The organism is Streptococcus sp. Marseille-Q7156 (assembly GCF_965119495.1).
Genome location: NZ_CBCPLU010000001.1, coordinates 1442719 through 1468518, shown reverse-complemented (window position 1 = coordinate 1468518; position 25800 = coordinate 1442719). Strand labels below are relative to the sequence as shown.

The following is a 25800-nucleotide window of genomic DNA, read 5'->3' as shown; positions in this document are numbered from 1 at the left end:
AAAATACTTGCACCATTCTTTGAAGTTTGATATAATTCTTTTGTCAAATGTTTTGATTGTGAAAGTTTTTTGAAAAGGAGGGAAAAGAGATTGGACTACCAACGAATTAATGAATATTTAACATCTATATTTAACAATGTCCTCGTCATCGAGGAAGTTAGCTTGAGGGGTAGTCGTTTCAAGGATATCTCCATCAAAGAAGTCCATACAATCGATGTAATTGGAAAATTCCCAGACGTGACGCCAAGTCAAGTGTCGAAAGAGTTGATGGTGACTCTTGGGACGGTTACGACGAGTTTGAATAATCTTGAACGAAAGGGTTACATTGAACGCATTCGCTCAGAGCAGGATCGTCGTGTGGTGCATCTACATTTGACAAAGAAGGGTCGCTTGGTTCATCGGCTACATAAACGCTTCCACAAGGCCATGGTTGAAAAAATCATTGATGGTATGAGTAAGGAAGAAATTGATGTTATGAGCAAAGGTTTGACCAATCTTTATCAATTTTTGGAGGATTTGAAATAATGGCTTTTGCAAAAATAAGCCAGGTTGCTCATTATGTACCAGAGCAAGTGGTTACAAATCATGATTTGGCTCAGATTATGGATACCAATGATGAGTGGATTTCAAGTCGGACGGGAATACGACAAAGGCATATTTCAAGAACAGAATCTACCAGTGATTTAGCTACAGAGGTTGCCAAGAAACTGATGGCAAAAGCTGGAATCACTGGGGAGGAGTTGGATTTTATCATCCTAGCTACTATTACTCCAGATTCGATGATGCCCTCTACAGCTGCTCGTGTTCAAGCTAATATTGGTGCAAAAAAAGCTTTTGCTTTTGACTTAACAGCTGCTTGCAGTGGATTTGTATTTGCTCTTTCAACTGCTGAAAAGTTTATCGCTTCTGGTCGCTTTCAAAAAGGCTTGGTGATTGGTAGTGAAACCCTCTCTAAAGCAGTCGATTGGTCGGACCGATCAACAGCTGTTTTGTTTGGAGATGGTGCTGGTGGTGTCTTGCTAGAAGCTAGCGAGCAAGAGCATTTCTTAGCTGAGAACCTCAATAGTGATGGAAGTCGTAGCGAGTGTCTAACTTATGGACATTCAGGCTTGCATTCTCCATTTTCAGATCAAGAAAGTGCAGATTCATTTTTGAAGATGGATGGGCGCGCGGTCTTTGATTTTGCCATTCGAGATGTAGCCAAGTCTATCAAACAGACTATTGATGAATCTCCTATAGAGGCGACAGACTTGGATTATCTGCTACTTCATCAGGCTAATGATCGTATTTTGGATAAGATGGCTAGAAAAATCGGTGTCGATCGAGACAAGATTCCAGCCAATATGATGGAATATGGCAATACCAGTGCAGCCAGTATCCCGATTTTACTTTCAGAGTGTGTAGAACAAGGCCTCATCCGTTTAGATGGTAGCCAGACTGTTCTGCTATCAGGCTTCGGTGGAGGCTTGACCTGGGCCACACTCATTCTTACAATTTAGGTAATCATGTGGTGAACACATTGTTATAAAAAACTATTTATTTTAAAGGAGTCCTATCATGGCAGTATTTGAAAAAGTACAAGAAATTATCGTTGAAGAACTTGGAAAAGACGCATCAGAAGTAACACTTGAATCAACTTTTGATGACTTGGACGCAGATTCATTGGACTTGTTCCAAGTAATCTCAGAAATCGAAGATGCTTTTGATATCCAAATCGAAGCAGAAGATGACTTGAAAACAGTTGGTGACTTGGTTGCCTACGTTGAAGAGCAAACAAAATAATACTCAATGAAAATCAAAGAGCAAACTAGGAAGCTAGCCGCAGGCTGTACTTGAGTACGGCAAGGTGACGCTGACGTGGTTTGAATTTGATTTTCGAAGAGTATAAGCAGAATATAAGATAGAAGGAGTAGGGAAACCCGCTCCCTCTTGTTTAGGCAATAGTTTGATTGTCAAATTATGACAGTATCGAACTATTACGTAAGCAAGAAACGATGGAGGCACTATGAAAACGCGTATTACAGAATTATTGAATATTGATTATCCTATTTTTCAAGGAGGAATGGCTTGGGTCGCTGATGGTGATTTGGCAGGGGCTGTTTCTAAGGCTGGAGGACTAGGGATTATCGGTGGGGGAAATGCCCCTAAAGAAGTCGTCAAGGCAAATATTGACAAGATCAAATCGTTAACGGATAAACCTTTTGGTGTCAACATCATGCTCTTGTCTCCCTTTGTGGAAGATATTGTAGATCTCGTTATAGAGGAAGGTGTTAAGGTAGTGACAACAGGCGCAGGAAATCCTGGCAAATACATGGAACGCTTCCATGAAGCTGGTATTACAGTTATTCCTGTTGTACCAAGTGTTGCCCTAGCTAAACGCATGGAAAAAATCGGTGCGGATGCTGTCATTGCAGAAGGAATGGAAGCTGGGGGGCATATCGGTAAATTAACAACCATGACCTTGGTGCGTCAAGTGGCGGCAGCTGTATCTATTCCTGTTATTGCTGCAGGAGGGATTGCGGATGGTGAAGGTGCTGCGGCTGGCTTTATGCTAGGTGCAGAGGCTGTTCAGGTTGGAACGCGTTTTGTCGTTGCCAAAGAGTCTAATGCCCATCCAAATTACAAGGCCAAGATTTTAAAAGCTAGAGATATTGATACTACGATTTCAGCTCAACACTTTGGACATGCTGTTCGAGCTATTAAAAACCAGTTGACTCGTGATTTTGAAAAAGCTGAAAAAGATGCCTTTAAACAAGAAAATCCAGATTTGGAAATTTTTGAACAAATGGGCGCGGGTGCTCTAGCCAAAGCGGTTGTTCACGGAGATGTGGATGGTGGTTCTGTCATGGCAGGTCAAATTGCAGGGCTTGTTTCCAAAGAAGAAACAGCTGAAGAAATCCTAAAAGATTTGTATTACGGAGCAGCTAAGAAAATTCAAGAAGAAGCCTCTCGTTGGGCAGGAGTTGTAAGAAATGACTAAAACGGCCTTTTTATTTGCTGGCCAAGGTGCCCAGTATCTAGGTATGGGACGGGATCTCTATGATCACTACCCTATTGTCAAAGAAACGATTGATCAAGCGAGTCAGGTACTCGGTTATGATTTGCGTCATCTTATTGATACAGAAGAAGAAAAACTTAACCAGACCCGCTATACGCAACCAGCTATTTTAGCGACTTCAGTTGCTATTTACCGATTATTGCAAGAAAAGGGCTATCAGCCTGATATGGTTGCTGGTTTGTCTCTTGGAGAATACTCTGCCTTGGTGGCCAGCGGCGCCTTGGATTTTGAAGAGGCTGTTGCCTTAGTTGCTAAGCGTGGAGCCTATATGGAAGAAGCAGCTCCTGCTGGTTCTGGAAAGATGGTGGCAGTTCTCAATACACCAGTAGAGGTTATTGAGGAAGCCTGTCAAAAAGCTTCTGAACTTGGAGTGGTTACCCCAGCCAACTATAATACACCTGCACAAATCGTGATTGGTGGAGAAGGGGTTGCAGTCGATCGAGCTGTTGAACTCTTGCAGGAAGCAGGAGCTAAACGCTTGATTCCTCTCAAGGTTTCAGGACCTTTTCATACCGCTCTCCTTGAGCCTGCTAGCCAGAAACTAGCTGAAACTCTAGCTCAGGTAAGTTTTTCAGATTTCACTTGTCCCCTAGTCGGCAATACAGAAGCTACTGTGATGCAAAAAGAAGACATTGCTCAACTCTTGACGCGTCAGGTCAAGGAACCAGTTCGTTTCTATGAAAGTATTGGGGTCATGCAAGAAGCTGGCGTAACCAACTTTATCGAGATTGGCCCGGGGAAAGTTTTGTCAGGCTTTGTTAAAAAGATTGATAAGACAGCTAAACTAGCCAATGTTGAAGATCAGGCTAGTTTGGAAGCCTTGCTAGAAAACAAGTAATCCCTTCTCCCATAAATATAAGAGAAAACAGGAGAAAAGAATGCAGCTAAAAAATAAAAATATCTTTATTACAGGTTCGAGTCGTGGGATTGGTCTTGCCATTGCCCACAAGTTTGCTCAAGCAGGGGCCAATATTGTTTTAAACAGTCGTGGTGCAATTTCAGAAGAATTGCTCGCTGAGTTTTCAAACTATGGTGTCAAGGTGGTTCCTATATCAGGAGACGTGTCAGATTTTGCAGACACTAAGCGTATGGTTGATCAAGCTATTGCAGAGCTGGGTTCAGTAGATGTTTTGGTTAACAATGCAGGAATTACCCAAGATACCCTGATGCTCAAGATGACAGAAGCGGATTTTGAAAAAGTACTCAAGGTTAACCTGACTGGCGCCTTTAACATGACACAATCAGTCTTGAAACCGATGATGAAAGTCAGAGAAGGTGCTATCATTAATATGTCTAGTGTTGTTGGTTTGATGGGAAATATCGGTCAAGCTAACTATGCAGCTTCTAAGGCTGGTTTGATTGGTTTTACCAAGTCTGTGGCGCGTGAAGTGGCCAATCGCAATATCAGAGTTAATGCTATTGCTCCTGGAATGATTGAGTCCGATATGACAGCTGTTCTATCAGACAAGGTAAAAGATGCTATGCTGGCGCAAATTCCTATGAAAGCATTTGGGCAGGCGGAGCAGGTTGCAGATTTGACAGTATTTTTAGCAGGCCAAGATTATCTAACTGGTCAAGTGGTTGCCATTGATGGCGGCCTCAGTATGTAGCAGAAGCTAGAGGTGAAAAAGATGAAACTAAATCGCGTAGTAGTAACAGGTTATGGAGTAACATCTCCAATCGGAAATACACCAGAAGAATTTTGGAATAGTTTGACAAATGGAAAAATCGGAATTGGTCCAATTACAAAATTTGATCATAGTGACTTTGATGTGCATAATGCAGCAGAAATCCAAGATTTTCCTTTTGATAAATACTTTGTTAAGAAAGATACCAATCGTTTCGATAACTATTCTTTATATGCCTTGTATGCAGCCCAAGAAGCCGTTAATCATGCAGGTCTTGATGTGGAGACTCTTGATAAAGATCGTTTTGGTGTTATCGTTGCCTCTGGTATTGGTGGAATCAAGGAAATTGAAGATCAAGTGCTTCGACTCCATGACAAAGGACCAAAACGTGTGAAACCATTGACCCTTCCAAAAGCCTTGCCAAATATGGCTTCAGGAAATGTTGCCATGCGTTTTGGAGCAAACGGTGTTTGTAAATCCATCAATACTGCCTGTGCTTCATCAAATGACGCGATTGGGGATGCTTTCCGCTCAATTAAGTTTGGTTTCCAAGATGTTATGTTGGTAGGTGGTTCAGAAGCCTCTATCACACCTTTTGCTATTGCTGGTTTCCAAGCCCTAACAGCTCTCTCTACTACAGAGGATCCAACTCGTGCTTCTATTCCATTTGATAAGGACCGTAATGGTTTTGTCATGGGTGAAGGTTCAGGGATGTTGGTTCTTGAAAGTCTTGAACACGCGGAAAAACGTGGGGCTACTATCCTTGCCGAAGTAGTTGGTTACGGAAATACTTGTGATGCCTACCACATGACTTCACCACATCCAGAAGGTCAGGGAGCTATCAAGGCCATCAAATTAGCCTTGGAAGAAGCTGAGATTTCCCCAGAGCAAGTAGCCTATGTCAATGCTCACGGAACGTCAACTCCTGCTAATGAAAAAGGAGAAAGTGGTGCGATCGTAGCTGTTCTTGGTAAGGAAGTGCCTGTATCATCAACCAAATCATTCACAGGACATTTGCTGGGTGCTGCAGGCGCGGTAGAAGCTATCGTCACAATCGAAGCCATGCGTCATAACTTTGTACCAATGACAGCTGGGACAAGCGAAGTATCAGACTATATAGAAGCCAATGTCGTTTATGGACAAGGCTTGGAGCAAGAAATTCCATACGCTATTTCAAATACTTTTGGTTTTGGTGGCCACAATGCAGTTCTTGCTTTCAAACGTTGGGAGAATGAATAACTATGAATTTAAACGATATTAAAGACTTGATGGCCCAATTTGACCAATCAAGTTTGAGAGAATTTTCTTATAAAAATGGGACGGATGAGTTGCAGTTTAGCAAGAATGAAGCGAGACCTGTGCCTGAAGTTGCAGCTCAAGTCGCTCCAGCACCCATTCTAGCAACACCAAGTCCAGTAGCTCCTACATCTGCTCCAGCAGAGACTGTAACAGAAGAGGTTCCAGCTGAAGTAAGTGTGGCTGCTGAGGGAGATCTTGTAGAGAGCCCACTTGTTGGGGTGGCTTACTTGGCTGCTGGCCCAGATAAACCTGCCTTCGTCACAGTTGGTGATAGCGTCAAAAAAGGTCAAACATTGGTGATCATCGAAGCTATGAAAGTCATGAATGAAATTCCAGCACCTAAGGATGGTGTGGTAACGGAAATTCTCGTTTCTAACGAAGAAATGGTTGAGTTTGGTAAAGGATTGGTACGTATCAAATGATCGATATTCAAGGAATCAAAGAAGCCCTTCCCCACCGTTATCCTATGCTCCTAGTAGACCGTGTGTTGGAAGTGAGCGAGGATACCATTGTTGCCATCAAAAATGTGACCATCAATGAGCCCTTCTTTAATGGACATTTCCCTCAATATCCAGTTATGCCAGGTGTTCTGATTATGGAAGCCTTGGCGCAAACAGCTGGTGTGTTGGAGTTGTCAAAACCTGAAAATAAAGGAAAACTGGTCTTTTACGCTGGTATGGATAAGGTCAAATTCAAGAAGCAAGTTGTACCAGGTGACCAATTAGTTATGACAGCGACTTTTGTAAAACGTCGTGGCACAATCGCTGTGGTTGAAGCAAAGGCTGAAGTGGATGGCAAGCTTGCAGCTAGTGGTACTCTTACCTTTGCAATTGGGAACTAAGGAGGTTCTCCATGTTTCGAAAAATTTTAATTGCCAATCGTGGTGAAATTGCGGTTCGTATTATCCGTGCGGCGCGTGAACTGGGGATTGCGACGGTGGCGGTTTATTCAACTGCTGATAAGGAAGCCCTTCATACGCTTTTAGCAGATGAGGCTGTTTGCATCGGTCCTGGTAAGGCAACTGAGTCTTATCTCAATATCAATGCGGTTCTATCAGCTGCAGTCTTGACTGAGGCAGAAGCCATTCACCCAGGTTTTGGATTTCTCAGTGAAAATTCCAAATTTGCTACCATGTGTGAAGAGGTGGGGATTAAGTTTATCGGCCCATCTGGTCATGTCATGGATATGATGGGGGATAAGATCAATGCGCGCGCTCAGATGATTAAAGCAGGTGTGCCTGTCATTCCAGGTTCGGATGGAGAAGTGCATAACTCTGAGGAGGCCTTGATTGTTGCTGAAAAAATTGGCTATCCTGTTATGCTCAAGGCTTCAGCAGGTGGTGGCGGTAAAGGGATTCGTAAGGTTGAAAAGCCAGAAGACCTCGTTTCAGCCTTTGAGACTGCCTCTAGTGAAGCTAAGGCCAATTATGGCAATGGTGCCATGTACATAGAACGGGTCATCTATCCAGCTCGTCATATTGAGGTTCAAATTCTAGGAGATGAACACGGAAATGTAATCCACTTGGGGGAACGGGATTGCTCTCTTCAACGGAATAACCAAAAGGTTTTAGAAGAAAGTCCTTCGATTGCAATTGGGAAAACGCTGCGCAATGAAATTGGTTCTGCGGCTGTTCGAGCTGCAGAGTCTGTTGGCTATGAGAATGCAGGGACCATTGAGTTTCTTCTTGATGAAGCTAGTGGTAATTTCTATTTCATGGAAATGAATACTCGTGTTCAGGTGGAACATCCAGTAACAGAGTTTGTGTCAGGTGTTGATATCGTTAAGGAACAGATTCGCATTGCGGCAGGTCAGCCTTTGTCTGTTAAGCAAGAAGATATTGTTCTGCGTGGTCATGCCATCGAGTGTCGGGTCAATGCAGAAAATCCTACCTTTAATTTTGCTCCAAGTCCAGGTAAGATCACCAATCTCTATCTGCCAAGTGGTGGAGTTGGCTTGCGCGTGGATTCAGCAGTTTATCCAGGTTATACCATTCCGCCTTATTATGATAGTATGATTGCCAAAATCATCGTACACGGCGAAAATCGTTTTGATGCACTTATGAAAATGCAACGTGCCCTCTATGAATTAGAGATTGAAGGGGTGCAGACCAATGCAGATTTCCAGCTTGACCTCATTTCAGATCGCAATGTCATTGCTGGAGATTACGATACTTCCTTCTTAATGGAAACCTTCTTACCCAAATATCAAGAAAAAGAATAAAATGACTTCAAGAGTTTAAACCGAAAAGGGGAATCAATGGCTCTATTTAGTAAAAAAGATAAGTATATTCGAATCAATCCCAATCGTTCGGTTAGGGAAAAACCTCAAGCCAAGCCAGAGGTTCCAGATGAATTATTCTCCCAGTGTCCAGGCTGTAAGCATACCATTTATCAGAAGGATCTGGGAAGTGAGCGTATCTGTCCGCATTGTAGCTACACCTTTCGTATTTCTGCCCAAGAACGCTTGGCTTTGACGATTGATATGGGAACCTTCAAGGAATTGTTTACAGGGATTGAAAGCAAGGATCCCTTGCATTTCCCTGGTTATCAAAAGAAACTAGCAACTATGCGTGAAAAAACAGGTCTGGATGAAGCCGTTGTGACAGGAACAGCTCTTATAAAAGGTCAGAGTGTGGCTCTTGGGATTATGGATTCCAACTTTATCATGGCTTCTATGGGTACGGTTGTAGGGGAAAAAATCACTCGTTTGTTTGAGTATGCGACTGTTGAAAAATTGCCAGTTGTTCTCTTTACAGCCTCTGGTGGAGCCCGTATGCAGGAAGGAATCATGAGCCTCATGCAGATGGCCAAGATTTCTGCAGCGGTTAAACGGCATTCAAATGCTGGTCTCTTTTACCTGACCATTTTGACAGATCCAACGACAGGTGGTGTAACAGCTTCTTTCGCTATGGAAGGCGATATCATTTTAGCTGAACCACAGAGCTTGGTCGGTTTTGCTGGGCGTCGTGTCATTGAAAACACGGTTCGTGAAAGTTTGCCTGAGGATTTCCAAAAGGCAGAATTCCTATTGGAGCATGGATTTGTGGATGCTATCGTTAAAAGAAGAGACTTGCCAGATACGATTGCAAGCCTAGTCAGATTGCACGGAGGGAGTCCAAGATGAATATTGCAAAAATAGTCAGAGAAGCGCGTGAGCAGAGTCGCTTGACAACCTTGGACTTTGCGGCAGGCATTTTTGATGACTTTATCCAATTACACGGTGACCGTTCTTTTCGAGATGATGGTGCAGTTGTTGGTGGTATTGGCTGGCTTGGAGAGCAAGCTGTAACAGTGGTTGGTATCCAAAAAGGCAAGAGTTTACAAGATAACCTCAAGCGGAATTTTGGTCAACCGCATCCAGAAGGCTACCGTAAGGCCCTACGTTTGATGAAACAGGCTGAAAAGTTTGGTCGTCCAGTTGTGACCTTTATCAATACTGCAGGTGCTTATCCTGGTGTCGGAGCGGAAGAACGTGGACAGGGAGAAGCTATTGCTCGCAATCTCATGGAAATGAGTGACCTGAAAGTTCCGATTATCGCCATCATTATAGGTGAAGGTGGTTCAGGTGGGGCTCTGGCTCTAGCAGTCGCAGACCGTATTTGGATGCTGGAAAATTCTATCTATGCCATTCTCAGCCCAGAAGGCTTTGCTTCCATTCTATGGAAGGACGGAACTCGTGCCATGGAAGCAGCAGAGTTGATGAAAATCACTTCTCATGAGCTGTTAGAAATGGATGTGGTGGATAAGGTGATTTCTGAAGCAGGACTTTCTAGTAAAGAATTAATTAAGAATGTCAAAAAAGAACTCCAAGCTGAGCTAGCTAGACTTTCGCAAAAACCGTTAGAAGCGTTGTTGGAAGAACGCTATCAACGATTTAGAAAATACTAATACCTCAGAATACATAAAAACTAGAACTGGCAGTCAGTTCTAGTTTTTATGTGGTTCTTACTCTGTGCAGAGGGGAAAGTCAAAAGGTGCTTGGGAAACCAAACACCTTTTTGATTATTCATTTTCTTCAGTTACAAATTGACTAAGCAGTCCGTTGATAAAGCGGGCTGATTTTTGATCTGAAAAATTCTTGGCAAGTTCAATAGCTTCATTGACTGCTACCAGCTGAGGTGTATCAAATGATGTGATTTCAAAGATTCCCAAGCGTAGTAAGTTTTTTTCGACCAAGGTCAAGCGTTCAACTGTCCAGCCTGACTTGAGGTGCTGGTTGATTTGTTTATCCAACTCTTCTTTTTGAGCTTGGATACCAGAAACCAAGTTTAGAAGAAAGGCTGGGATTTGCACATCTGCATCTTCACGGTCATGTGTGTAGGCAAAGCGACAAGCTGTTTCCACATCTGTACCGAATTCAAGGCTCATAAGAGCTTGAAAAGCGCATTTACGAAGTTCGCGTCTAGATTCTAATAATGGACTAGTCATTGAGGAAGTCCTCGTTAAATAGATCTTTCAACTCAGGTTTTGGTGTTTTATCTGGAACGATTCCTGTAACATGGATATTGACAGCAGAAAGTTCCACATCAGCCATATCATGGACAGCATCTTTGACCGCTTTTTGAATAGCAAGAGCAACTTTTGGTACTTTCACACCGTACTCAAGGTAGAGGTAGATGTCAGCAGTTAGTTCTTCGTTGCTTTCTTTTAAGTAGACGCCACGACCAAGAGAGAGTTTTGATAGGGTATCAGATACGGATTTATTTGAAAATGAATGGACACCATCAACTTTAGCAGTTGCGATGGCAATGATTTTTTCAAGTACACGTGGAGCGATAACGATTTCGCCAAATTGTTCTTCAGTTCCCATAGAATGACCTCTTTCTAGAGATTAGGCACGAGAAACGTAAGTTCCTTCTGCAGTGTTGATGATCAATTTTTGTCCAGATTCGATGAAGTCTGGAACGTTTACAACAAGTCCAGTTTCCATAGTCGCTGGTTTACCAGAACCTGTAACAGTAGCACCTTTGATAGATGGTTGTGTTTCAGCAACTGTCAATTCAACAGTAGTTGGTACAGTTACACCGATTACTTCAGTTCCGTAGAATTGGATTTTCACATCAGAGTTTTCAAGGATGTAAAGCAATTCGTTTTCAACATTTACGACTGGGATTTCGTATTGGTCGTAAGTTTCAGTGTTCATGAAGTAGGCAGTTTCATCCATTTTGTACAAGTATTGAGCTGGAACAGTCTCGATAATAGCTTGTTCGAATTTTTCTTCTGGACGGTAGCTTGTGTCAAATGTAGAACCAGTACGGACATCACGCAATTTCATACGCATGATTGTATTCCCTTTACCTGGTTTGTGGTGGCTAGCTTCCAAAACGCGGATCAATTTTCCGTCTGCAGTTTCAAATGTCATACCAGCTTTCAATTTGCTTGCTTCAATCATGTTTTTACCTCTTTAATAAATATTATTACTCTTCATTTTACCATAAAATCTTCTGGAAATAAAGTCAAAATAGTTATTGGGATTTGGTAGAGGAGAAAAAACCAACCTCAGGGCTGGTTTCTTTTACATATTACTTTTCTTTCAACTTCGCCAATTCTTGGGCAAGTAGTTTAAGGGCAACTTGTGGGTTGGCTTGGCCTTTGGTTGCTTTCATAAGGAATCCTGTGAAGGCCTTGTCTGCGTTACGTTTGCCTGACTTGAAGTCGGCAACAGCAGCCTCGTTATCGGCAAAGACTTGGTGGATAATTGGAATCAAGACAGCTGGATCTGAGATTTGGACCATGCCAGCTTTTTCCACGTATTCACGAGCGCCACCACCATTTTTAGCTAGGTGGACAAAGACTTTCTTAGCAATCTTAGAAGAGATAGTGCCGTCTTCGATGATGGCAATCATTTCAACTAAGTTTTCTGGCGTCAGTTCGATTTGTTCCAGTGTCTTGCCTTCGGCATTCAAGAATTGAGCGACTTCACCTTGGAGCCAGTTAGAAACTTGTTTAGCGTCACCGCCAAGGGCAACAGCTTTTTCAAAGAAATCAGAAGTGACCTTGTTTGCAGTCAACTGGTTAGCATCGTAGTCAGACAAGCCAAGGTCAGAGACGTAACGTGCACGACGTTCTTTTGGAAACTCTGGCAGTTCAGTACGCATTTCCTCAATCCACTCGTCTGAGATTTCAAAGAGTGGTAGGTCTGGTTCTGGGAAGTAGCGGTAGTCTGCAGCACCTTCCTTAACACGCATGAGGATGGTTGCTTTGTTGGCTTCATCGTAACGGCGTGTTTCTTGGCGAATTTGACCACCTGAGCGAAGGATTTCAGCCTGGCGTTGAACTTCGTATTCAAGACCTTTACGAACGTTTGAGAAGGAGTTGAGGTTCTTCAACTCTGTCTTGGTACCGAATTTCTCTTGACCATAAGGACGAAGGGAGATGTTGGCATCCACACGCATAGAACCTTCCTCCATCTTAACGTCAGAAATACCAGCGTACTGGATGACTTCCTTGAGGGCGGTTAGATAAGCGTAGGCTTCTTCTGGTGAGCGCATGTCCGCTTCAGATACAATCTCAATCAAGGGCACCCCTTGACGGTTGAGGTCAACATAAGAGTAGCCATCTGTACCGTGGGTGTTTTTACCAGCGTCTTCTTCCAAGTGGGCGCGCTCGATACCGATTTTCTTAGTTGTACCGTCTTCTAACTCCACTTCAATCCAGCCGTTATAACCAATTGGCTCATCAAACTGAGAAATTTGGTAGGCTTTTGGATTATCAGGATAGAAGTAGTTCTTGCGGTCAAAGTGCATCTTTTTGTGGATGTCCATGTTGAGGGCAAGAGCTGCCTTGATACCGGCATCGACAACACCTTTATTGAGAACAGGAAGTACTCCTGGGAAAGACCAGTCAATTACGTTGGTGTTGGCATTTTGGTCATTTCCAAAGTGGGCAGAAGTAGGTGAGAAGATTTTTGAATTGGTGTTGAGCTCTACGTGGACTTCAAGTCCAATGACTGTTTCAAAGTTCATTAGTTGTCACCTCCAAAAATCACGGGTTGTTGTTTGTGGTAGTCTGTTGTTGCTTCAAAAGCAGCAGCAGCTTGGTAAATGGTTTCCTCTGAGTACTTAGGACCAATCAATTGGAGCCCAACAGGTAGACCTTGAGAGAATCCAGCAGGAATCGAAATTCCTGGGAGACCAGCTAAGTTGACTGGGATTGTCAAGAGGTCAGCCAAGTACATGGCAACTGGGTCGTGGTTGAGTGAATCCAAGTCATAGGCAACGCTTGGAGCAGTTGGACCCAAAATCAAGTCGTAATCCGCAAAGACTTTTTCGAAATCTTGGATGATGAGGGTACGGACCTGACCAGCTTTCTTGTAGTAGGCATCGTAGTAACCTGATGAAAGACTGAAAGTACCTAGCATGATACGACGTTTCACTTCTTCACCGAAACCTTGGCTACGGCTGTTTACATAGATTTCATCAAGATTAGTCGCATCCTCTGCGCGGTAGCCGTAACGGATACCGTCAAAGCGTTGCAAGTTTGATGAAGCTTCAGATGAAGCGATGATGTAGTAAACGGCAACCCCGTATTTAGAGTGAGGAAGGCTGACTTCTTCGACGATAGCACCAAGTTTTTCAAAGTGTTTGGCTGCGTTCAGGATAGTTTCCTTAACCTCTGGGTCAATTCCTTCACCGAGATATTCTTTAGGCAAAGCAATTTTCATGCCCTTGATGTCTTGACCGATTTTTGAAGTAAAGTCAGCGATGCGGATAGGAGCAGAAGTAGAGTCTTTAGCATCTTCGCTGGCAATCGCGTTGAGCAAGAGGGCATTTTCCTTAACAGTTGGTGCGAAAGGTCCGATCTGGTCTAGCGAGCTACCAAAGGCAATAAGACCGAAACGAGAAACCGTTCCGTAGGTTGGTTTGAGACCAACGATTCCGTTGAAGGCAGCAGGTTGGCGGATAGAACCTCCAGTATCAGAACCAAGTGATAAGCGGACTTGCCCTGAGGCTACAGCTGCGGCTGAACCACTTGATGAACCACCAGGAACCTTGCTGTGATCCCAAGCGTTTTTAGTTGCTCCGTAGTGGGAAGTCTCACCTGATCCACCCATGGCAAATTCGTCCATGTTGGTTTTTCCGACGACAATCATGCCTTTCTCTTTTGCATTGGCAACGGCTGTCGCATCAAAGATTGGCTCATAGTTGTAGAGTATTTTTGAGGCAGCAGTTGTGAGAATACCGTCTGTAGAGATATTATCCTTAACAGCAAGTGGAATTCCTGAAAGGACATTGTCAGCGTCAATTCCAGCTTCATCAATAGCTTTGGCTTGAGCAAGAGCTTGGTCTTCAGCGATGGTAACAAAAGCGTTGATAGCTGTCTCGCGAGACTTGATATCTTCAAGAGTTGCTTGGGTTAATTCAGTTGCAGAAATTTCCTTAGAAACAAGGAGATTGTGCAAGTCTTCAATGGTTTTATTGTTGAAAGTCATTAGGCATCTCCTCCATCGTCTAGGATAGCTGGTACCTTGATATAGTAGTTGTCTTTTTCAGGTACGTTTTTAAACAAGCGATCACGGTCTGTCCCTTCTTCAGCCACATCAGGGCGGAGTACGGTCTTACGGTCAGCCATGGTTGTAGTAGGTGCAACACCAGTTGTGTCAACTTCGCCCAGCAATTCAACCATGTCTACAATCTTAGACAAGGTAGTCGCAAAGGCAGCAGTTTCTTCTTCAGAGAATCTTAATTTTGAAAGATTGGCAACGTGTGTTACCTCTTCTTGCGTAATTTTCATCTTGCATCCTTTCGTGAAATGATGATTTTTAGTCTGTTCTATTTTACCATATTTTCCTATAAATAAGGGAAGGAAAGATGAAAAAAGACAGGTATAGGATGGAGAACGGGTTTTTGAAAGAGATAAAAAAAATAGCCGTCCTAACTTTGGCGAGTTAACGAGCTATTTTTTAGTTATGTAATTACAGCCACCGTCTTAAACGGCTCTGTGGGGTGTTGGTGTCGCAACACCTTTTTCTATATTTATTGTAACATTTATTTGAAAAATTGCAAGGGGAATTAGGCTCCCTAGTATTTGGATAAGTTGGGTAGAAACTGAGTAGCAGGCATTAAAATTGCTTGCTAGTCTTGTCTATTGTGCATTAGCAAACTAAGATTCTTTGGTTTTAATATGCACTTTTTTGGTATTCATTCCATAAATCCTGAAGTTCATCTGTATTTTCTAAAATATATTGCCTGATTATTTTTAGGTCTTTTGCTTTTACTTTACCATCTCTCAGTTCACCGTTCAGAAACATTGAGCCGACCTCTTCTCCGTGTATATAAATGTGAATATGCGCTTTTTGACCTTTATGGTTATGTTCGTTAGGACGAATTTCAATACCATACTTTTATACTCAATAAAAATCAAAGAGCAAACTAGAAAGCTAGGCGCAGGCAGTACTTGAGTACGACAAGCCGACGCTGACGTGGTTTGAATTTGATTTTTGAAGAGTATTAGGAAAGAATATTTAGGCATGTAGTAGTCCCACGTAGTCCTTCCATGTTTCAAGGTAGTTATCGCGATTTAACTCAATTTGCTTTTGAGCAAAACGAATGTCATAGTCTGCCAAGTCCAAATTTTCTAATACTTCTCCAGTTAGAATACTAAAGGTTCCAATTAATTCATCGTCATCATACATGCGCAAAATAGGGTTGCTTGGATTCTTGTAAATATCATCTTTCGTTACTTCTAAATTAGTTACACCAAATTCTTTGAACATGATTATATCTCCTTTTTGTTTTATTATATCATTTTTGCTAGAATTGTCACGGTTTTCGATCTATTTGACTATAAGGAATAGCTTTTATTCAAGTATAGTCTAACATAAAATAGAAATTGAAAAAAATGCTAAAATCCGATATAATGGAGTGTTGAAAGGAATGGTAAAATCCAATGTAAAAATCATTCTTAGCTATTGAAACAAGAAAAATAGAGAATCAAAGAAAGAGAACTTATGAATATTCAAGAAGAAATTAAGAAACGTCGTACCTTTGCCATCATCTCTCACCCGGACGCGGGGAAAACAACCATTACGGAGCAGTTGCTTTACTTTGGGGGTGAGATTCGTGAGGCTGGTACGGTGAAAGGGAAGAAAACAGGGACTTTTGCCAAGTCTGACTGGATGGATATCGAGAAGCAACGTGGGATTTCGGTTACTTCATCTGTGATGCAGTTTGACTACGACGGCAAGCGCGTGAATATCCTCGATACGCCAGGACACGAGGACTTTTCAGAAGACACTTATCGGACCTTGATGGCGGTGGATGCTGCGGTCATGGTCGTGGACTCTGCCAAGGGTATCGAGGCTCAAACCAAGAAATTGTTTGAGGTTGTCAAGCACCGTGGTATTCCAGTCTTTACCTTTATGAACAAGCTAGACCGTGACGGACGTGAGCCACTGGACCTCTTGCAAGAATTGGAAGAAGTCTTGGGTATTGCGAGCTATCCGATGAACTGGCCTATCGGGATGGGGAAAGCCTTTGAGGGGCTCTATGACCTTTATAATCAACGCTTGGAGCTCTATAAAGGGGATGAGCGTTTTGCTAGTTTGGAAGATGGGGACAAGCTTTTTGGTAGCAATCCTTTCTACGAGCAAGTCAAGGATGATATTGAACTTTTAAATGAAGCTGGAAATGAGTTTTCAGAGGAAGCTATCCTTGCTGGAGAATTGACGCCAGTCTTCTTCGGTTCAGCTTTGACAAACTTTGGTGTTCAGACCTTCCTTGAAACCTTTCTTAAGTTTGCTCCAGAACCACATGGGCACAAGAAAACAGATGGAGAAATTGTGGATCCTTATAACAAGGATTTCTCAGGATTTGTCTTTAAAATCCAAGCCAACATGGACCCTCGTCACCGTGACCGTATTGCCTTTGTCCGTATCGTATCGGGTGAATTTGAGCGTGGCATGAGTGTCAACTTGCCTCGTACTGGTAAGGGTGCTAAACTGTCTAATGTTACCCAGTTTATGGCGGAAAGTCGTGAGAATGTGACTAATGCTGTAGCAGGTGATATTATCGGGGTTTACGATACAGGTACTTATCAGGTTGGGGATACCTTGACGGTTGGTAAAAACAAGTTTGAATTTGAACCTCTGCCAACCTTTACACCTGAGATTTTTATGAAAGTTTCTGCTAAGAATGTCATGAAGCAGAAATCCTTCCACAAGGGGATTGAGCAATTGGTGCAAGAAGGTGCCATTCAGCTTTATAAGAATTACCAAACAGGCGAGTACATGCTGGGAGCTGTTGGTCAACTCCAGTTTGAAGTCTTTAAACACCGCATGGAAGGCGAGTACAATGCGGAAGTAGTCATGAGCCCAATGGGTAAAAAGACTGTTCGTTGGATCAAGCCTGAGGACTTGGATGAACGCATGTCATCAAGCCGCAATATCTTGGCCAAAGACCGTTTTGACCAACCAGTCTTCCTCTTTGAAAATGACTTTGCCCTCCGCTGGTTTGCGGACAAGTATCCAGACGTAGAGTTGGAGGAGAAGATGTAAATCGTTACAAATGACTAGCAACATAAAGTTGCTGTCATTTGACGGTAAGCGCTATGGCGGCTTACCTAAACGCTTCACTAGGCAAATTCCACGAATGGTATCGATTCGTGAAATTTGCCGTCGTAATGGGAAGGAAGTGAACTACCTGCCTGACTAACTCATCGGCGAAAATAGATTGTTTTCGTCTCTCTGTGTCCTAGTGTAAAGATTGATAAGCGCTGTGGTGGTTTGTCTGTATATCATATTAAAAAGTCCATCAATGTTATATTACATTGTGGGCTTTTTCGTTGTGACGAATGGGAAATTGACTGGGCAAGCTAGATGTCTTGGTGTTGAATAGTTAAGTGTAGTAGATTGGAAGAAAATGTGAACAAATTGACGAGGAGATTTTAAAGTAATTTCTAACAATGATTTAGAAACTATGGTGTTCTATTCTAAATTCAATCTACTATAGTGCCTTATCAAAATATCGTATAGTAATAAACTTATGGAAATGTTATGGCATTGCGAGATTTTTAGTGCAACGTTATGTTATATAAATAAATAAAATAGTAGAGTGTCAATAAAGTTAGCTATAAACTAAATTGAATCAAGACTGGTAAATCTCATCTCCTGAAATATTGTTAGAAATTGGTCGGAGTTTTCTAATCGTATTGTTCAGATTTTACTTTATTATAATAGTGGATTTAATCAAACAATCTAGTTAGTTTTTGGATGTTAGTAGTGTCTAGTAAGAGTGTGACTGAGTCTATAATAAATGATAACAAATTGATATCGTGATGAGAAATAGGCTGTGAATACATTTATAGGTTCTTGTAAATTAAGTATGTTGAAGGATTATGTGACTCATATGTCGAAAGTTAATAAAAAAATCAAGAATATGCACAATATAGTTAATATATTGTATCACTCGATGAAGGTAACATATGTATAAAATGAAATATTTTTATAGTAAAATTTAAAAATGCCTTCAAAGCTTGTAACAGAAATTTAAGATTTCGAAATTTAGAAACATAAAAACGCTTAAATTTGAATTTTATCCCCATGAAATCGCTTGAAATAATCATTTTACTGATATTTATAAAAAGCGGCATATTCGCCTATAAAATATATATAAAATGCTTTTTTTTTTAGGTAAAAATGTTTTAAAACTTATTGAATTAATTGCATTTGAAGTGTATAATATAGATTGGTATTTTATTGATAAATACACATAAATTTAATTGGAAAGGAATCTAAAAAATGTTTTTTAGACGCCAAGAAGGTGAATATAGAGAGACGGATCGTGTGACCCGTTTCAAGTTGATCAAGTCAGGTAAGCATTGGTTGCGTGCCTCGACCTCTCAATTTGGACTTTTTAAAGTCTTGCGTGGTGGTGTAGATGCTGCTCAGGTAACAACTGAAGTAATCGAAGAGCAATCATCAAATACACTAACAGGATTGGATATCCTGAAAGGGATAGCCGCAGCAGGGACGGTGCTTGGAGGAGCAGTTGCAACACAAACAACTGTTTATGCCAACGACGCTCTTGAAAAGACAGTAGAGTCAAATCAAACACTTGCGAATACAGACACGGTAACTTTGGGAACAGTAAAAGATCAGGAGGGGGCTCAAGCCGACAGCTTATCAGTTTCTGTCAGCCAAAGCCAATCCTTGTCTGAGGAAGCTTCCAAGAATGCAAGTAAGCATCTTTCAGAAAGTGAAAGCCAATCAGTAAGTACTTCAACAAGTGTAAGTACATCGGCAAGCGCATCAGCCTCAACAAGTGCTGTAGCGTCTACATCGGCAAGTACATCGGCTGTAACAAGTGCTTCTCAATCACAAGCTGGAGTAACTTCTGAACTTGCAAAACCAGCAACATCAGAGACAGCTTCAAACAAAGAGACATCTGTTCGTAAGGAAGATGCAGCTAACGCAACAGCTGATGCAGCTCTTTCAAAAGTTATCACTGAAAGCCTCGCATCTCTACAAGCAGTTGAAAATCGTTTGAGTCAAATCACATCAACGACTTCAAGTTTGGTGGATACGACAACAACAGCTGCCGTAGCGACTACAGTATCTGCTGAGAGCAACAAGAAAGCACAAGAAGACCGCAAACGTCTATCTAAAATCTCAGCGACTATGGGTGAATACCTCGCTAAGTCTATCGGTCTGCCAAATACAGAAGCAGCGGTTGCTAAGGTGAATGCTGCTGTAACAGCTATCGAAGAAGCGCTGAAAAATCCAAATGCGGATCTAACAGATGTTATCAAGCAAGCCACATCTGCGCAAAACTCAATTGTTAACGCTGTGCTCCGCGCCCATAACGGAAAACGTAGCCATCTCAATGGTCAACAGATGGAACGTGGAGTTCAAGTTCGTTCGCGTAACACACAGCTTGGTTCCAATGCCATTGGTTCTCAAGTTGAAAATAGAGCTAACGATGAAAGTGTCACCTATCTCGTTTCGGGACACTCTGATGTACCAAAACTTCGTGTTGAACATGAAACCCTGATGAAGGCAGTGCCAACTTTCAATGCTAAAGGGAAAGTCACTTCGATTACTTGGACGATTTTGACCAATCCGGAACAAATCATGAACAACACGAATAATACACAGTGGTTCCAGATTCCAACAGAAGTGAACATGCCTACGGAAATTGTTAGAACTTCCTATGTTAGAAGGCTGACAGGTCAACAAAATCAGAACTTTGCTGACTTGCCTATTTCGACAAATCCAAACGATAACATGATGCCGACGGATTACAAAGGTAACAGAAGAGAAGGTATCGAAGTTATCCGTAATATGGACAAGGTTTCCCTTAATAACGGAGACCAACAGTTCAACCTGCTGAAAAAAGTAGCTGCCTACAGTACAATGAGCTGGGGTGGAGACTACAAAAATATTTGGGAAAACCATGTCAAGGATGGTATTATTTGGAGTAACGAGCCTCGTACCTTCTACAAACACGTTAATGTAGGGGCAGAAGGTCGTGTCAATGTTATGCGTTTTGTAACGACGGTTCCAGATAATGTGACCAATGCCCAATTAAAGAATATGAAGTTTTTATATGGTCAAGGGACGCAGTCAACATCTTGGGCAGGGTCTGCAATTCATAAAAATCCTTTAGGTTTAACAACTCTGCAAGCTTATCCATTTGAAGCACGTGATGGCGGAACTTATATCGTTAACCAAGTGAAGGCGCCGTACGATACAAATTCCTTTGATCAGGCAGGTCTTAAATGGTGGTATGAAAATGACAATACTAGTCAAGCTTATGCCGATCCAAACCAATATTTAGTACACCCAGGTACGCAAAATTACTCAGGTGATAAAGGTCCGAAAGGGACTGTTATGACCTATCGTGACCAAAGTGGTAACACTGTAGATGCGAAACAGGTTGGACGTACACCAGGGGTATTTGAGTATAAGATTCATCGTGCCTTTCCAGATGGGACAAGCGCTGATACGCCGGTTAAATTTGTTGTGAAACCGACGGCGCCAGAAATTGCGTCTGACTTCGTTGAAGGAGTTCTGACACAAGACATTCGTATCACCGGTGCTACACCAGACAAGAAAGTCGTTCTCTACAAAAACGGTCAAGAATACAGAACTGCAACAGCTGATGCGAGTGGTAATGTAACCTTCGCAGCAGTTCCGTTGGCGAGGGGAGATAGCTTTAATTCTAAGGTTAAAATCGAAAACCAATCATCCTATCGAGATAATGATGGTATTGAGAAGACTTACGTAGAATCAGGTTATAGTAACTCAATCATCGCTCGTAATATTGATAACGAAGCTCCACAAATCGCAAGTATTACAGTAAACAAGGGTGCGACAGTTGAAGCAAGCAATCCACGTAAGGTTATCGTTTATCGAGAAGAATCCTTCGATGTTGATGTGAATTTGACTGATAACAGTGAGCGCTTGAATAAGATCAAAGTTCATACCAATTCTCAAAAGGACGCTCCTGCAACTAACTTTGAAGTTACAAGTGGAACGAACGTATCAGAGAATGGGACAAGCATTACTTTTACAGATAAAACAGGTAAGCTTGGGCAGGATCATAATGCAACAGCGACAAATCCATATAAAGTTAATATTGCTGGACAAGTTACTAAAAATAAGGTTGTACAAGCAAACACTGCATCAAACACTTGGAATCGCTATATCACAGCATTTGACGTCGCGGATTTGAATAATAATAATGGTCAAAACGATGCAGCTAACCCAGCTAATATTCAAATTGAATACCGCGCTCAAAAAGATAAATATACACCGACAGCTACAGCACCTACGACAGTAGATTTGCAGGCAAATGGACGTGTAACCTTCAATAGTCCTGAATCTTATATTTCCAATAAGGATACGTTGCCAACCACAGGAATAACTGCAGGCGCAAGAACAACTTATACATGGAAAGATGCAGAGCCGACAAACTGGACAGCGGGGAACCAGACACGTACAGTAGTAGTCACTTATCCAGATGGTTCGACTGATGACGTTACTGTAAACTTTACAGTTCGAGATACGATTGCTCCAAACCTTACGGTTCAAGGTATTAGCTTACCGACGACAGAACCAACAGCAAGTGCAGCGCCTGTCTTTACTGTTTTCCGTGGTGCAAACTTCAACCCAATGTTTCAAGCTTGGGATAATTCAGGTAAATTGACCAAATTGATAGTTGAAAACTTGCCTGGAGGAGTGTCTGCGACAAACTTTACAACGAAAACTGGTAAAACAGAGAGTGCTAAATATGAAGCACGTCAGTTTTTAGGTACAGTTTCTGACAGTCAAACGTTAGGTACGCACATTGCTAAGATTCATGTTTCAGATGGAACTAACGAACGTACTTACTTTATGAAGTATCGTGTAGCAGATGTTGTCAAGAAAAATGTGCCTTCTAATAATCAAATCTCTAAAAATGCAGGAGATAAGTTGGGGGATGCACACAATTACCTCGGTACTACTGGGGAGTCAAATGGTCAAAATCAAGATGATAAATTCTTCCCAAGTGGAATGGATTTTACTTGGATGAAAGATGCTATTACGTCCACTGATGCAGACGAAGTCTTACCTCCAGGGCAGTACACTCGCCATGCCAAGGCAGTGTTCCCAAATCAAGCTAAAGATGAAAGTAGTACGACACGTACAGTATTCGCAGTGGATAAGACACAGACTGTTATCTTTATCGCCAAACCAACAAAACCGGTCATCGATGTTGCTGAATCTGGTGTTGTGACAGTTGCACCAAAAACGTCTGAAACAACTGTTAACAATATGTCCATCACTTATACCCCTGCAGGCGCAACAGCTACTAAGACCTTGACTGCTACTAAAACTAATAATGTGTGGCGTTTGAATGAGACACCGACAGGCGTTTCGATTAATTCAAGTAATGGTCAAGTAACGTTTGCAGACAGAGTTATCAAGAATGAGACAACCATTGTCTCTACTACTAGAACTCAAGATGGCTATACGAGTGACCAGTCCCAAGCACGACTTGTTACGGATACGGAAAAACCTGTTATCACAGCTCCAAGTGAGCAGACTATAACTACTGGGGAATTAGTTGAAATTCCTGTTACAGCGGTGGATACAGGAGTAGGTCTGGCAGATACAGATGGAATTGTTTTGACTAATCTTCCTATTGGTTTGCGTTATGAAGATGGTAAGATTGTTGGAAGTCCAACAACAGCAAGTTCTACTCCTACAGTAGTCACTGTAACTGCCAAAGATAAGCGTGGGAATATCGCTACTCAGCAGATTAGATTGACAGTTCAAACTCAGGCACAAAAATACACTCCAACGGCTAAAAATAACGGAAAATTCTATGCTGTTAGTGAAGAGAATGTCGATAGTTGGACAGCACGAGATTTTATTGCTGGAGATATTCCGACTTCGGCTACTGTGACTTGGGAAACGAAACCAACCACCGCAGCTGTAGGGGATAACAAATCGGCAACTCTAAAAGTGACCTATACAGATGGTTCTAGTGATATTGTAAATTACACATATCAAGTATATCCAAAATTAACGACCTATACTCGAAATGGGAAAACAGGAGAGTTTCATAGTTTCAAAGGTCGTAACATCATAGGGGGGCATAGTTATTTCTATGTTAATACGGATGTATTAGGAAATAATGCTCAATGGTCCTATAGCTATAAGTTGAATAATAAGGGAGATGAAATTACAACTCCATATGGTCAACCAACATTTAGCCAGGTTTGGAACGTGGATAATCTAGCCCATGAAACAACTTATACGGTAAATGGTCGTTATTCAAATGGTCGTTTTGGAGCTGTTACAGCAGATAATCCTGCCTTAACAAGTTCAGTTTCATTTAATTATGGAAACTATGATTATACAGCCAAACAGGTATTTGAAACAACGGTTGGTGATCTTGAAACCATCCGATACATCATTGATAATCCGGGAAATGCTGTAAAAAACGTTGATGGAACGCCAGTAGCACCTTCTGATACAAGCTATGTGTGGCGTACTGGTGAAAAACCGGATGCTTCGACAGTTTCTAGCCCTCGTATCTCAACGCACCGTGTTGTAATGACTCTCTCAAAAGATTCGAGTGAAAAACAACACAGTACGGAAATTACGGTGGTACTTCGTGTAAAACCTTAAGCACCGGTTATTTCCCAAGATACAATTACTGAAAAAGGTGGATTGCAAGATCAATCAATAAAAGTTGACAATATCGTAGGCGGTGCGACAGTTACTCTGACAATTGCAGGTCAAACTATCAAGAAGAAAGCTGAAGATAATGCCTCAAGTGTAACCTTTACTCCAGCAGATTTGCAGGCGGTATATAGTGCCAATAATGGCTTCCTTCCTGCAGGGGATATTACAGTTAAGCAAGAAGTGACTCGCCAAGATCCTAGCGATAGTAACAAAGAGAAAGTCTTGACTTCTGCGGTAACAACTGGAACTGTTACAAATGAAAGGGAAGCTCCAGTCGCAACAGATACTGTGGTAGAAGTAAAAGATAAATCTGGTAACTGGGTGGCAGTACCGAATACAACGGATGCTACAGGTCGTAAGCTCCATACTTTCTATGCTGGTGATGAGCTTCGTTTTACGACAACTTTTACAGATAATAGTGGTAAGATTGTAAATACACAAGTCCGTCAGGGTATTTATACCGCTGCACCAACAACCAATGTTCTTGATAATTCGTGGGGGACTGCAAACGCTAATAATATTAATGCTGTGACGACGGCAACTGCAGATTCGCCAGCAAGTGTGCAACAAACCGGTAAGATTAAAGATAATCTACAATGGAGCTCAGGTCAACGAGTTACTCGTTCTATTGTTGCAGAAGATAAAGTAGGAAATCGTTCGATTGGTAGCACATTTATCTTGCAACAAGGTAAACTAGCAGACAAGTATCCAGGAGTAAATCCAGAGAAATTTGTTGTTGCAGATGCAAATAATCTGACAACAGAAGAAAAAGCTAGAGTATTGAGTGATATTAAAGCGGCTAACCCACAGACGGATAGACAAATCACTTCTTATACTCAAGCGTCGGATGGTTCTGTGACAATTGCTTATGCAGATGGGACAAGCAATACAGTTCAACCAAATGTTAAGTATGGTGTAGAAAAAGTCTCAAACCGCTTCTATGCAATCAGTGATGAAACGCTAGCAGACCTACATCCAAAAGAGTTTGTACGTGGAGTAGGAAATAAAGCTTTGCCTGACAATACGCAAGTCACTTGGAAAGCAGGAAGCGAACCAACGTTTGATACGCGTGGAGATCGTACAGCTACTTTGTTGGTAACACATCCAGACGGAACAACGGATGAAATTCCTTATAACTACACCGTCTATCCAAAGGTTGAAGTTAAAAGTAACAATGGTGTGACAGGAGAGTTTTACGCCTTTAAAGGGACCGAGGGAGGTGGTCGCGATTATGTTCCAAACGGTAGATCAAGCAACTGGGCTAATAATATTGGTGGAACGATTGATGACTATACCAATCTTTATGACCCGTCTGTAAGAGATGTATTCAGATCTGTTAGATGGTTTTATAGATATCAAGTGAATAATGAAGGCGATGAAATAATAACCCCTGTTGGTACTGAAAACTTCGGAGGCATCTGGAATACAACTGGTTCCACAGGTAGAAGTCATAAGACTAGCTATACTGTAAGCGTTATTTATCCACAGAGCCGATTTGGAGCGGTATCTAAAGAAAATCCAAACTTAGCAAGTGTGGTTAGCTTTAATTATACAGTAATTGATCCTGTGGCAGCTGAGTCAGAGTTTGTCACAACTGCAGGTGATAAGACTCCGATAAAGAACATTCTTGATAATCCGAAATCT

Annotated in this window: 23 protein-coding genes and 1 pseudogene; 16 read left to right on the top strand and 8 right to left on the bottom strand. The window is 41.9% G+C overall.

Annotated features, from left to right (window positions below; translation table 11 throughout):
• The first annotated feature begins 90 nt into the window (after positions 1 to 90).
• The 12 genes from fabT to ACWPV5_RS06765 all read left to right on the top strand — a co-directional run bounded on the left by fabT (position 91) and on the right by ACWPV5_RS06765 (position 9872).
• Entirely contained in the window at positions 91 to 525 is a 435-nt protein-coding gene (fabT, locus tag ACWPV5_RS06820) for a fatty acid biosynthesis transcriptional regulator FabT (RefSeq protein ID WP_023945587.1), read from the top strand.
• Positions 525 to 1499 (top strand): beta-ketoacyl-ACP synthase III, encoded by a 975-nt coding sequence (locus ACWPV5_RS06815; protein WP_261070514.1) that lies wholly within the window; start codon positions 525 to 527, stop codon positions 1497 to 1499. Before fabT ends, ACWPV5_RS06815 begins: the two co-directional genes overlap by 1 nt.
• A gap of 58 nt (positions 1500 to 1557) precedes the next feature.
• Positions 1558 to 1782, top strand: coding sequence for an acyl carrier protein (locus ACWPV5_RS06810; RefSeq protein ID WP_000257838.1), 225 nt, complete (start codon positions 1558 to 1560; stop codon positions 1780 to 1782).
• Positions 1783 to 2005: 223 nt separating this feature from the next.
• On the top strand, positions 2006 to 2980 hold the full coding sequence (gene fabK, locus ACWPV5_RS06805; RefSeq protein ID WP_000857439.1) for an enoyl-[acyl-carrier-protein] reductase FabK: 975 nt from the start codon (positions 2006 to 2008) through the stop codon (positions 2978 to 2980).
• Positions 2973 to 3896 carry an ACP S-malonyltransferase gene (gene fabD / locus ACWPV5_RS06800; protein WP_454383001.1) on the top strand — a complete coding sequence of 308 codons (924 nt, stop codon included), beginning with the start codon at positions 2973 to 2975 and terminating at the stop codon, positions 3894 to 3896. The genes fabK and fabD overlap by 8 nt, the downstream gene beginning before the upstream one ends.
• Before the next feature lie 40 nt (positions 3897 to 3936).
• Complete coding sequence (gene fabG, locus ACWPV5_RS06795; RefSeq protein WP_454382999.1) at positions 3937 to 4668, top strand: 3-oxoacyl-[acyl-carrier-protein] reductase; 732 nt, start codon at positions 3937 to 3939, stop codon at positions 4666 to 4668.
• Between the two features lie 21 nt (positions 4669 to 4689).
• Positions 4690 to 5925 carry a beta-ketoacyl-ACP synthase II gene (gene fabF, locus ACWPV5_RS06790; protein WP_454382997.1) on the top strand — a complete coding sequence of 412 codons (1236 nt, stop codon included), beginning with the start codon at positions 4690 to 4692 and terminating at the stop codon, positions 5923 to 5925.
• 2 nt (positions 5926 to 5927) lie between these two features.
• On the top strand, positions 5928 to 6407 hold the full coding sequence (accB, locus tag ACWPV5_RS06785; protein WP_454382995.1) for an acetyl-CoA carboxylase biotin carboxyl carrier protein: 480 nt from the start codon (positions 5928 to 5930) through the stop codon (positions 6405 to 6407).
• A complete protein-coding gene (gene fabZ, locus ACWPV5_RS06780; protein ID WP_000565515.1) occupies positions 6404 to 6826 on the top strand; it encodes a 3-hydroxyacyl-ACP dehydratase FabZ in 423 nt (140 codons plus the stop codon). The genes accB and fabZ overlap by 4 nt, the downstream gene beginning before the upstream one ends.
• Before the next feature lie 11 nt (positions 6827 to 6837).
• Positions 6838 to 8205 (top strand): acetyl-CoA carboxylase biotin carboxylase subunit, encoded by a 1368-nt coding sequence (gene accC, locus ACWPV5_RS06775; protein WP_454382993.1) that lies wholly within the window; start codon positions 6838 to 6840, stop codon positions 8203 to 8205.
• 36 nt (positions 8206 to 8241) lie between these two features.
• Positions 8242 to 9108 carry an acetyl-CoA carboxylase, carboxyltransferase subunit beta gene (accD, locus tag ACWPV5_RS06770; protein WP_454382991.1) on the top strand — a complete coding sequence of 289 codons (867 nt, stop codon included), beginning with the start codon at positions 8242 to 8244 and terminating at the stop codon, positions 9106 to 9108.
• On the top strand, positions 9105 to 9872 hold the full coding sequence (locus ACWPV5_RS06765) for an acetyl-CoA carboxylase carboxyl transferase subunit alpha (RefSeq protein WP_454382989.1): 768 nt from the start codon (positions 9105 to 9107) through the stop codon (positions 9870 to 9872). Before accD ends, ACWPV5_RS06765 begins: the two co-directional genes overlap by 4 nt.
• A gap of 114 nt (positions 9873 to 9986) precedes the next feature.
• Here the strand turns inward: ACWPV5_RS06765 and nusB are convergent, their stop codons facing one another.
• The 8 genes from nusB to ACWPV5_RS06725 form a co-directional block, all read right to left on the bottom strand.
• On the bottom strand, positions 9987 to 10412 hold the full coding sequence (nusB, locus tag ACWPV5_RS06760) for a transcription antitermination factor NusB (RefSeq protein WP_173305070.1): 426 nt from the start codon (positions 10410 to 10412) through the stop codon (positions 9987 to 9989).
• Entirely contained in the window at positions 10405 to 10794 is a 390-nt protein-coding gene (locus ACWPV5_RS06755) for an Asp23/Gls24 family envelope stress response protein (RefSeq protein ID WP_000536307.1), read from the bottom strand. The genes nusB and ACWPV5_RS06755 overlap by 8 nt, the downstream gene beginning before the upstream one ends.
• A 21-nt stretch (positions 10795 to 10815) precedes the next feature.
• Positions 10816 to 11376 (bottom strand): elongation factor P, encoded by a 561-nt coding sequence (gene efp / locus ACWPV5_RS06750; RefSeq protein WP_049535328.1) that lies wholly within the window; start codon positions 11374 to 11376, stop codon positions 10816 to 10818.
• Positions 11377 to 11506: 130 nt separating this feature from the next.
• The gene (gatB, locus tag ACWPV5_RS06745) at positions 11507 to 12949 is read right to left on the bottom strand and encodes an Asp-tRNA(Asn)/Glu-tRNA(Gln) amidotransferase subunit GatB (RefSeq protein ID WP_454382986.1); all 1443 of its coding nucleotides are present in this window, start codon (positions 12947 to 12949) and stop codon (positions 11507 to 11509) included.
• Positions 12949 to 14415 (bottom strand): Asp-tRNA(Asn)/Glu-tRNA(Gln) amidotransferase subunit GatA, encoded by a 1467-nt coding sequence (gene gatA / locus ACWPV5_RS06740; RefSeq protein ID WP_454382984.1) that lies wholly within the window; start codon positions 14413 to 14415, stop codon positions 12949 to 12951. The genes gatB and gatA overlap by 1 nt, the downstream gene beginning before the upstream one ends.
• Positions 14415 to 14717, bottom strand: coding sequence for an Asp-tRNA(Asn)/Glu-tRNA(Gln) amidotransferase subunit GatC (gene gatC, locus ACWPV5_RS06735; protein WP_000705419.1), 303 nt, complete (start codon positions 14715 to 14717; stop codon positions 14415 to 14417). The genes gatA and gatC overlap by 1 nt, the downstream gene beginning before the upstream one ends.
• Before the next feature lie 385 nt (positions 14718 to 15102).
• Positions 15103 to 15318: a DUF4160 domain-containing protein gene (locus tag ACWPV5_RS06730; protein ID WP_454383442.1), complete on the bottom strand. Its 216-nt coding sequence runs from the start codon at positions 15316 to 15318 to the stop codon at positions 15103 to 15105.
• Between the two features lie 129 nt (positions 15319 to 15447).
• Positions 15448 to 15699, bottom strand: coding sequence for a hypothetical protein (locus ACWPV5_RS06725; protein WP_000471833.1), 252 nt, complete (start codon positions 15697 to 15699; stop codon positions 15448 to 15450).
• 234 nt (positions 15700 to 15933) lie between these two features.
• Between ACWPV5_RS06725 and ACWPV5_RS06720 the strand changes: the two genes are divergently transcribed.
• The 4 genes and pseudogenes from ACWPV5_RS06720 to ACWPV5_RS06705 form a co-directional block, all read left to right on the top strand.
• Positions 15934 to 17478: a peptide chain release factor 3 gene (locus ACWPV5_RS06720; protein WP_261028763.1), complete on the top strand. Its 1545-nt coding sequence runs from the start codon at positions 15934 to 15936 to the stop codon at positions 17476 to 17478.
• A gap of 10 nt (positions 17479 to 17488) precedes the next feature.
• A complete protein-coding gene (locus tag ACWPV5_RS06715) occupies positions 17489 to 17635 on the top strand; it encodes a hypothetical protein (RefSeq protein ID WP_261028764.1) in 147 nt (48 codons plus the stop codon).
• A gap of 1085 nt (positions 17636 to 18720) precedes the next feature.
• The gene (locus ACWPV5_RS06710; protein ID WP_454382981.1) at positions 18721 to 24099 is read left to right on the top strand and encodes an accessory Sec-dependent serine-rich glycoprotein adhesin; all 5379 of its coding nucleotides are present in this window, start codon (positions 18721 to 18723) and stop codon (positions 24097 to 24099) included.
• A gap of 237 nt (positions 24100 to 24336) precedes the next feature.
• Positions 24337 to 25302 (top strand): annotated as a pseudogene (locus ACWPV5_RS06705) (Rib/alpha-like domain-containing protein); the annotation flags it as partial.
• Between the last annotated feature and the right edge of the window lie 498 nt (positions 25303 to 25800).

Coding starts and splice junctions, on each gene's coding strand:
- ACWPV5_RS06815 (WP_261070514.1), top strand. CDS start 525: ATGGCTTTTGCAAAAATAAGCCAGGTTGCTCATTATGTACCAGAGCAA.
- ACWPV5_RS06810 (WP_000257838.1), top strand. CDS start 1,558: ATGGCAGTATTTGAAAAAGTACAAGAAATTATCGTTGAAGAACTTGGA.
- fabK (WP_000857439.1), top strand. CDS start 2,006: ATGAAAACGCGTATTACAGAATTATTGAATATTGATTATCCTATTTTT.
- fabD (WP_454383001.1), top strand. CDS start 2,973: ATGACTAAAACGGCCTTTTTATTTGCTGGCCAAGGTGCCCAGTATCTA.
- fabG (WP_454382999.1), top strand. CDS start 3,937: ATGCAGCTAAAAAATAAAAATATCTTTATTACAGGTTCGAGTCGTGGG.
- fabF (WP_454382997.1), top strand. CDS start 4,690: ATGAAACTAAATCGCGTAGTAGTAACAGGTTATGGAGTAACATCTCCA.
- accB (WP_454382995.1), top strand. CDS start 5,928: ATGAATTTAAACGATATTAAAGACTTGATGGCCCAATTTGACCAATCA.
- fabZ (WP_000565515.1), top strand. CDS start 6,404: ATGATCGATATTCAAGGAATCAAAGAAGCCCTTCCCCACCGTTATCCT.
- accC (WP_454382993.1), top strand. CDS start 6,838: ATGTTTCGAAAAATTTTAATTGCCAATCGTGGTGAAATTGCGGTTCGT.
- accD (WP_454382991.1), top strand. CDS start 8,242: ATGGCTCTATTTAGTAAAAAAGATAAGTATATTCGAATCAATCCCAAT.
- ACWPV5_RS06765 (WP_454382989.1), top strand. CDS start 9,105: ATGAATATTGCAAAAATAGTCAGAGAAGCGCGTGAGCAGAGTCGCTTG.
- nusB (WP_173305070.1), bottom strand. CDS start 10,412: ATGACTAGTCCATTATTAGAATCTAGACGCGAACTTCGTAAATGCGCT.
- ACWPV5_RS06755 (WP_000536307.1), bottom strand. CDS start 10,794: ATGGGAACTGAAGAACAATTTGGCGAAATCGTTATCGCTCCACGTGTA.
- efp (WP_049535328.1), bottom strand. CDS start 11,376: ATGATTGAAGCAAGCAAATTGAAAGCTGGTATGACATTTGAAACTGCA.
- gatB (WP_454382986.1), bottom strand. CDS start 12,949: ATGAACTTTGAAACAGTCATTGGACTTGAAGTCCACGTAGAGCTCAAC.
- gatA (WP_454382984.1), bottom strand. CDS start 14,415: ATGACTTTCAACAATAAAACCATTGAAGACTTGCACAATCTCCTTGTT.
- gatC (WP_000705419.1), bottom strand. CDS start 14,717: ATGAAAATTACGCAAGAAGAGGTAACACACGTTGCCAATCTTTCAAAA.
- ACWPV5_RS06725 (WP_000471833.1), bottom strand. CDS start 15,699: ATGTTCAAAGAATTTGGTGTAACTAATTTAGAAGTAACGAAAGATGAT.
- ACWPV5_RS06720 (WP_261028763.1), top strand. CDS start 15,934: ATGAATATTCAAGAAGAAATTAAGAAACGTCGTACCTTTGCCATCATC.
- ACWPV5_RS06715 (WP_261028764.1), top strand. CDS start 17,489: ATGACTAGCAACATAAAGTTGCTGTCATTTGACGGTAAGCGCTATGGC.
- ACWPV5_RS06710 (WP_454382981.1), top strand. CDS start 18,721: ATGTTTTTTAGACGCCAAGAAGGTGAATATAGAGAGACGGATCGTGTG.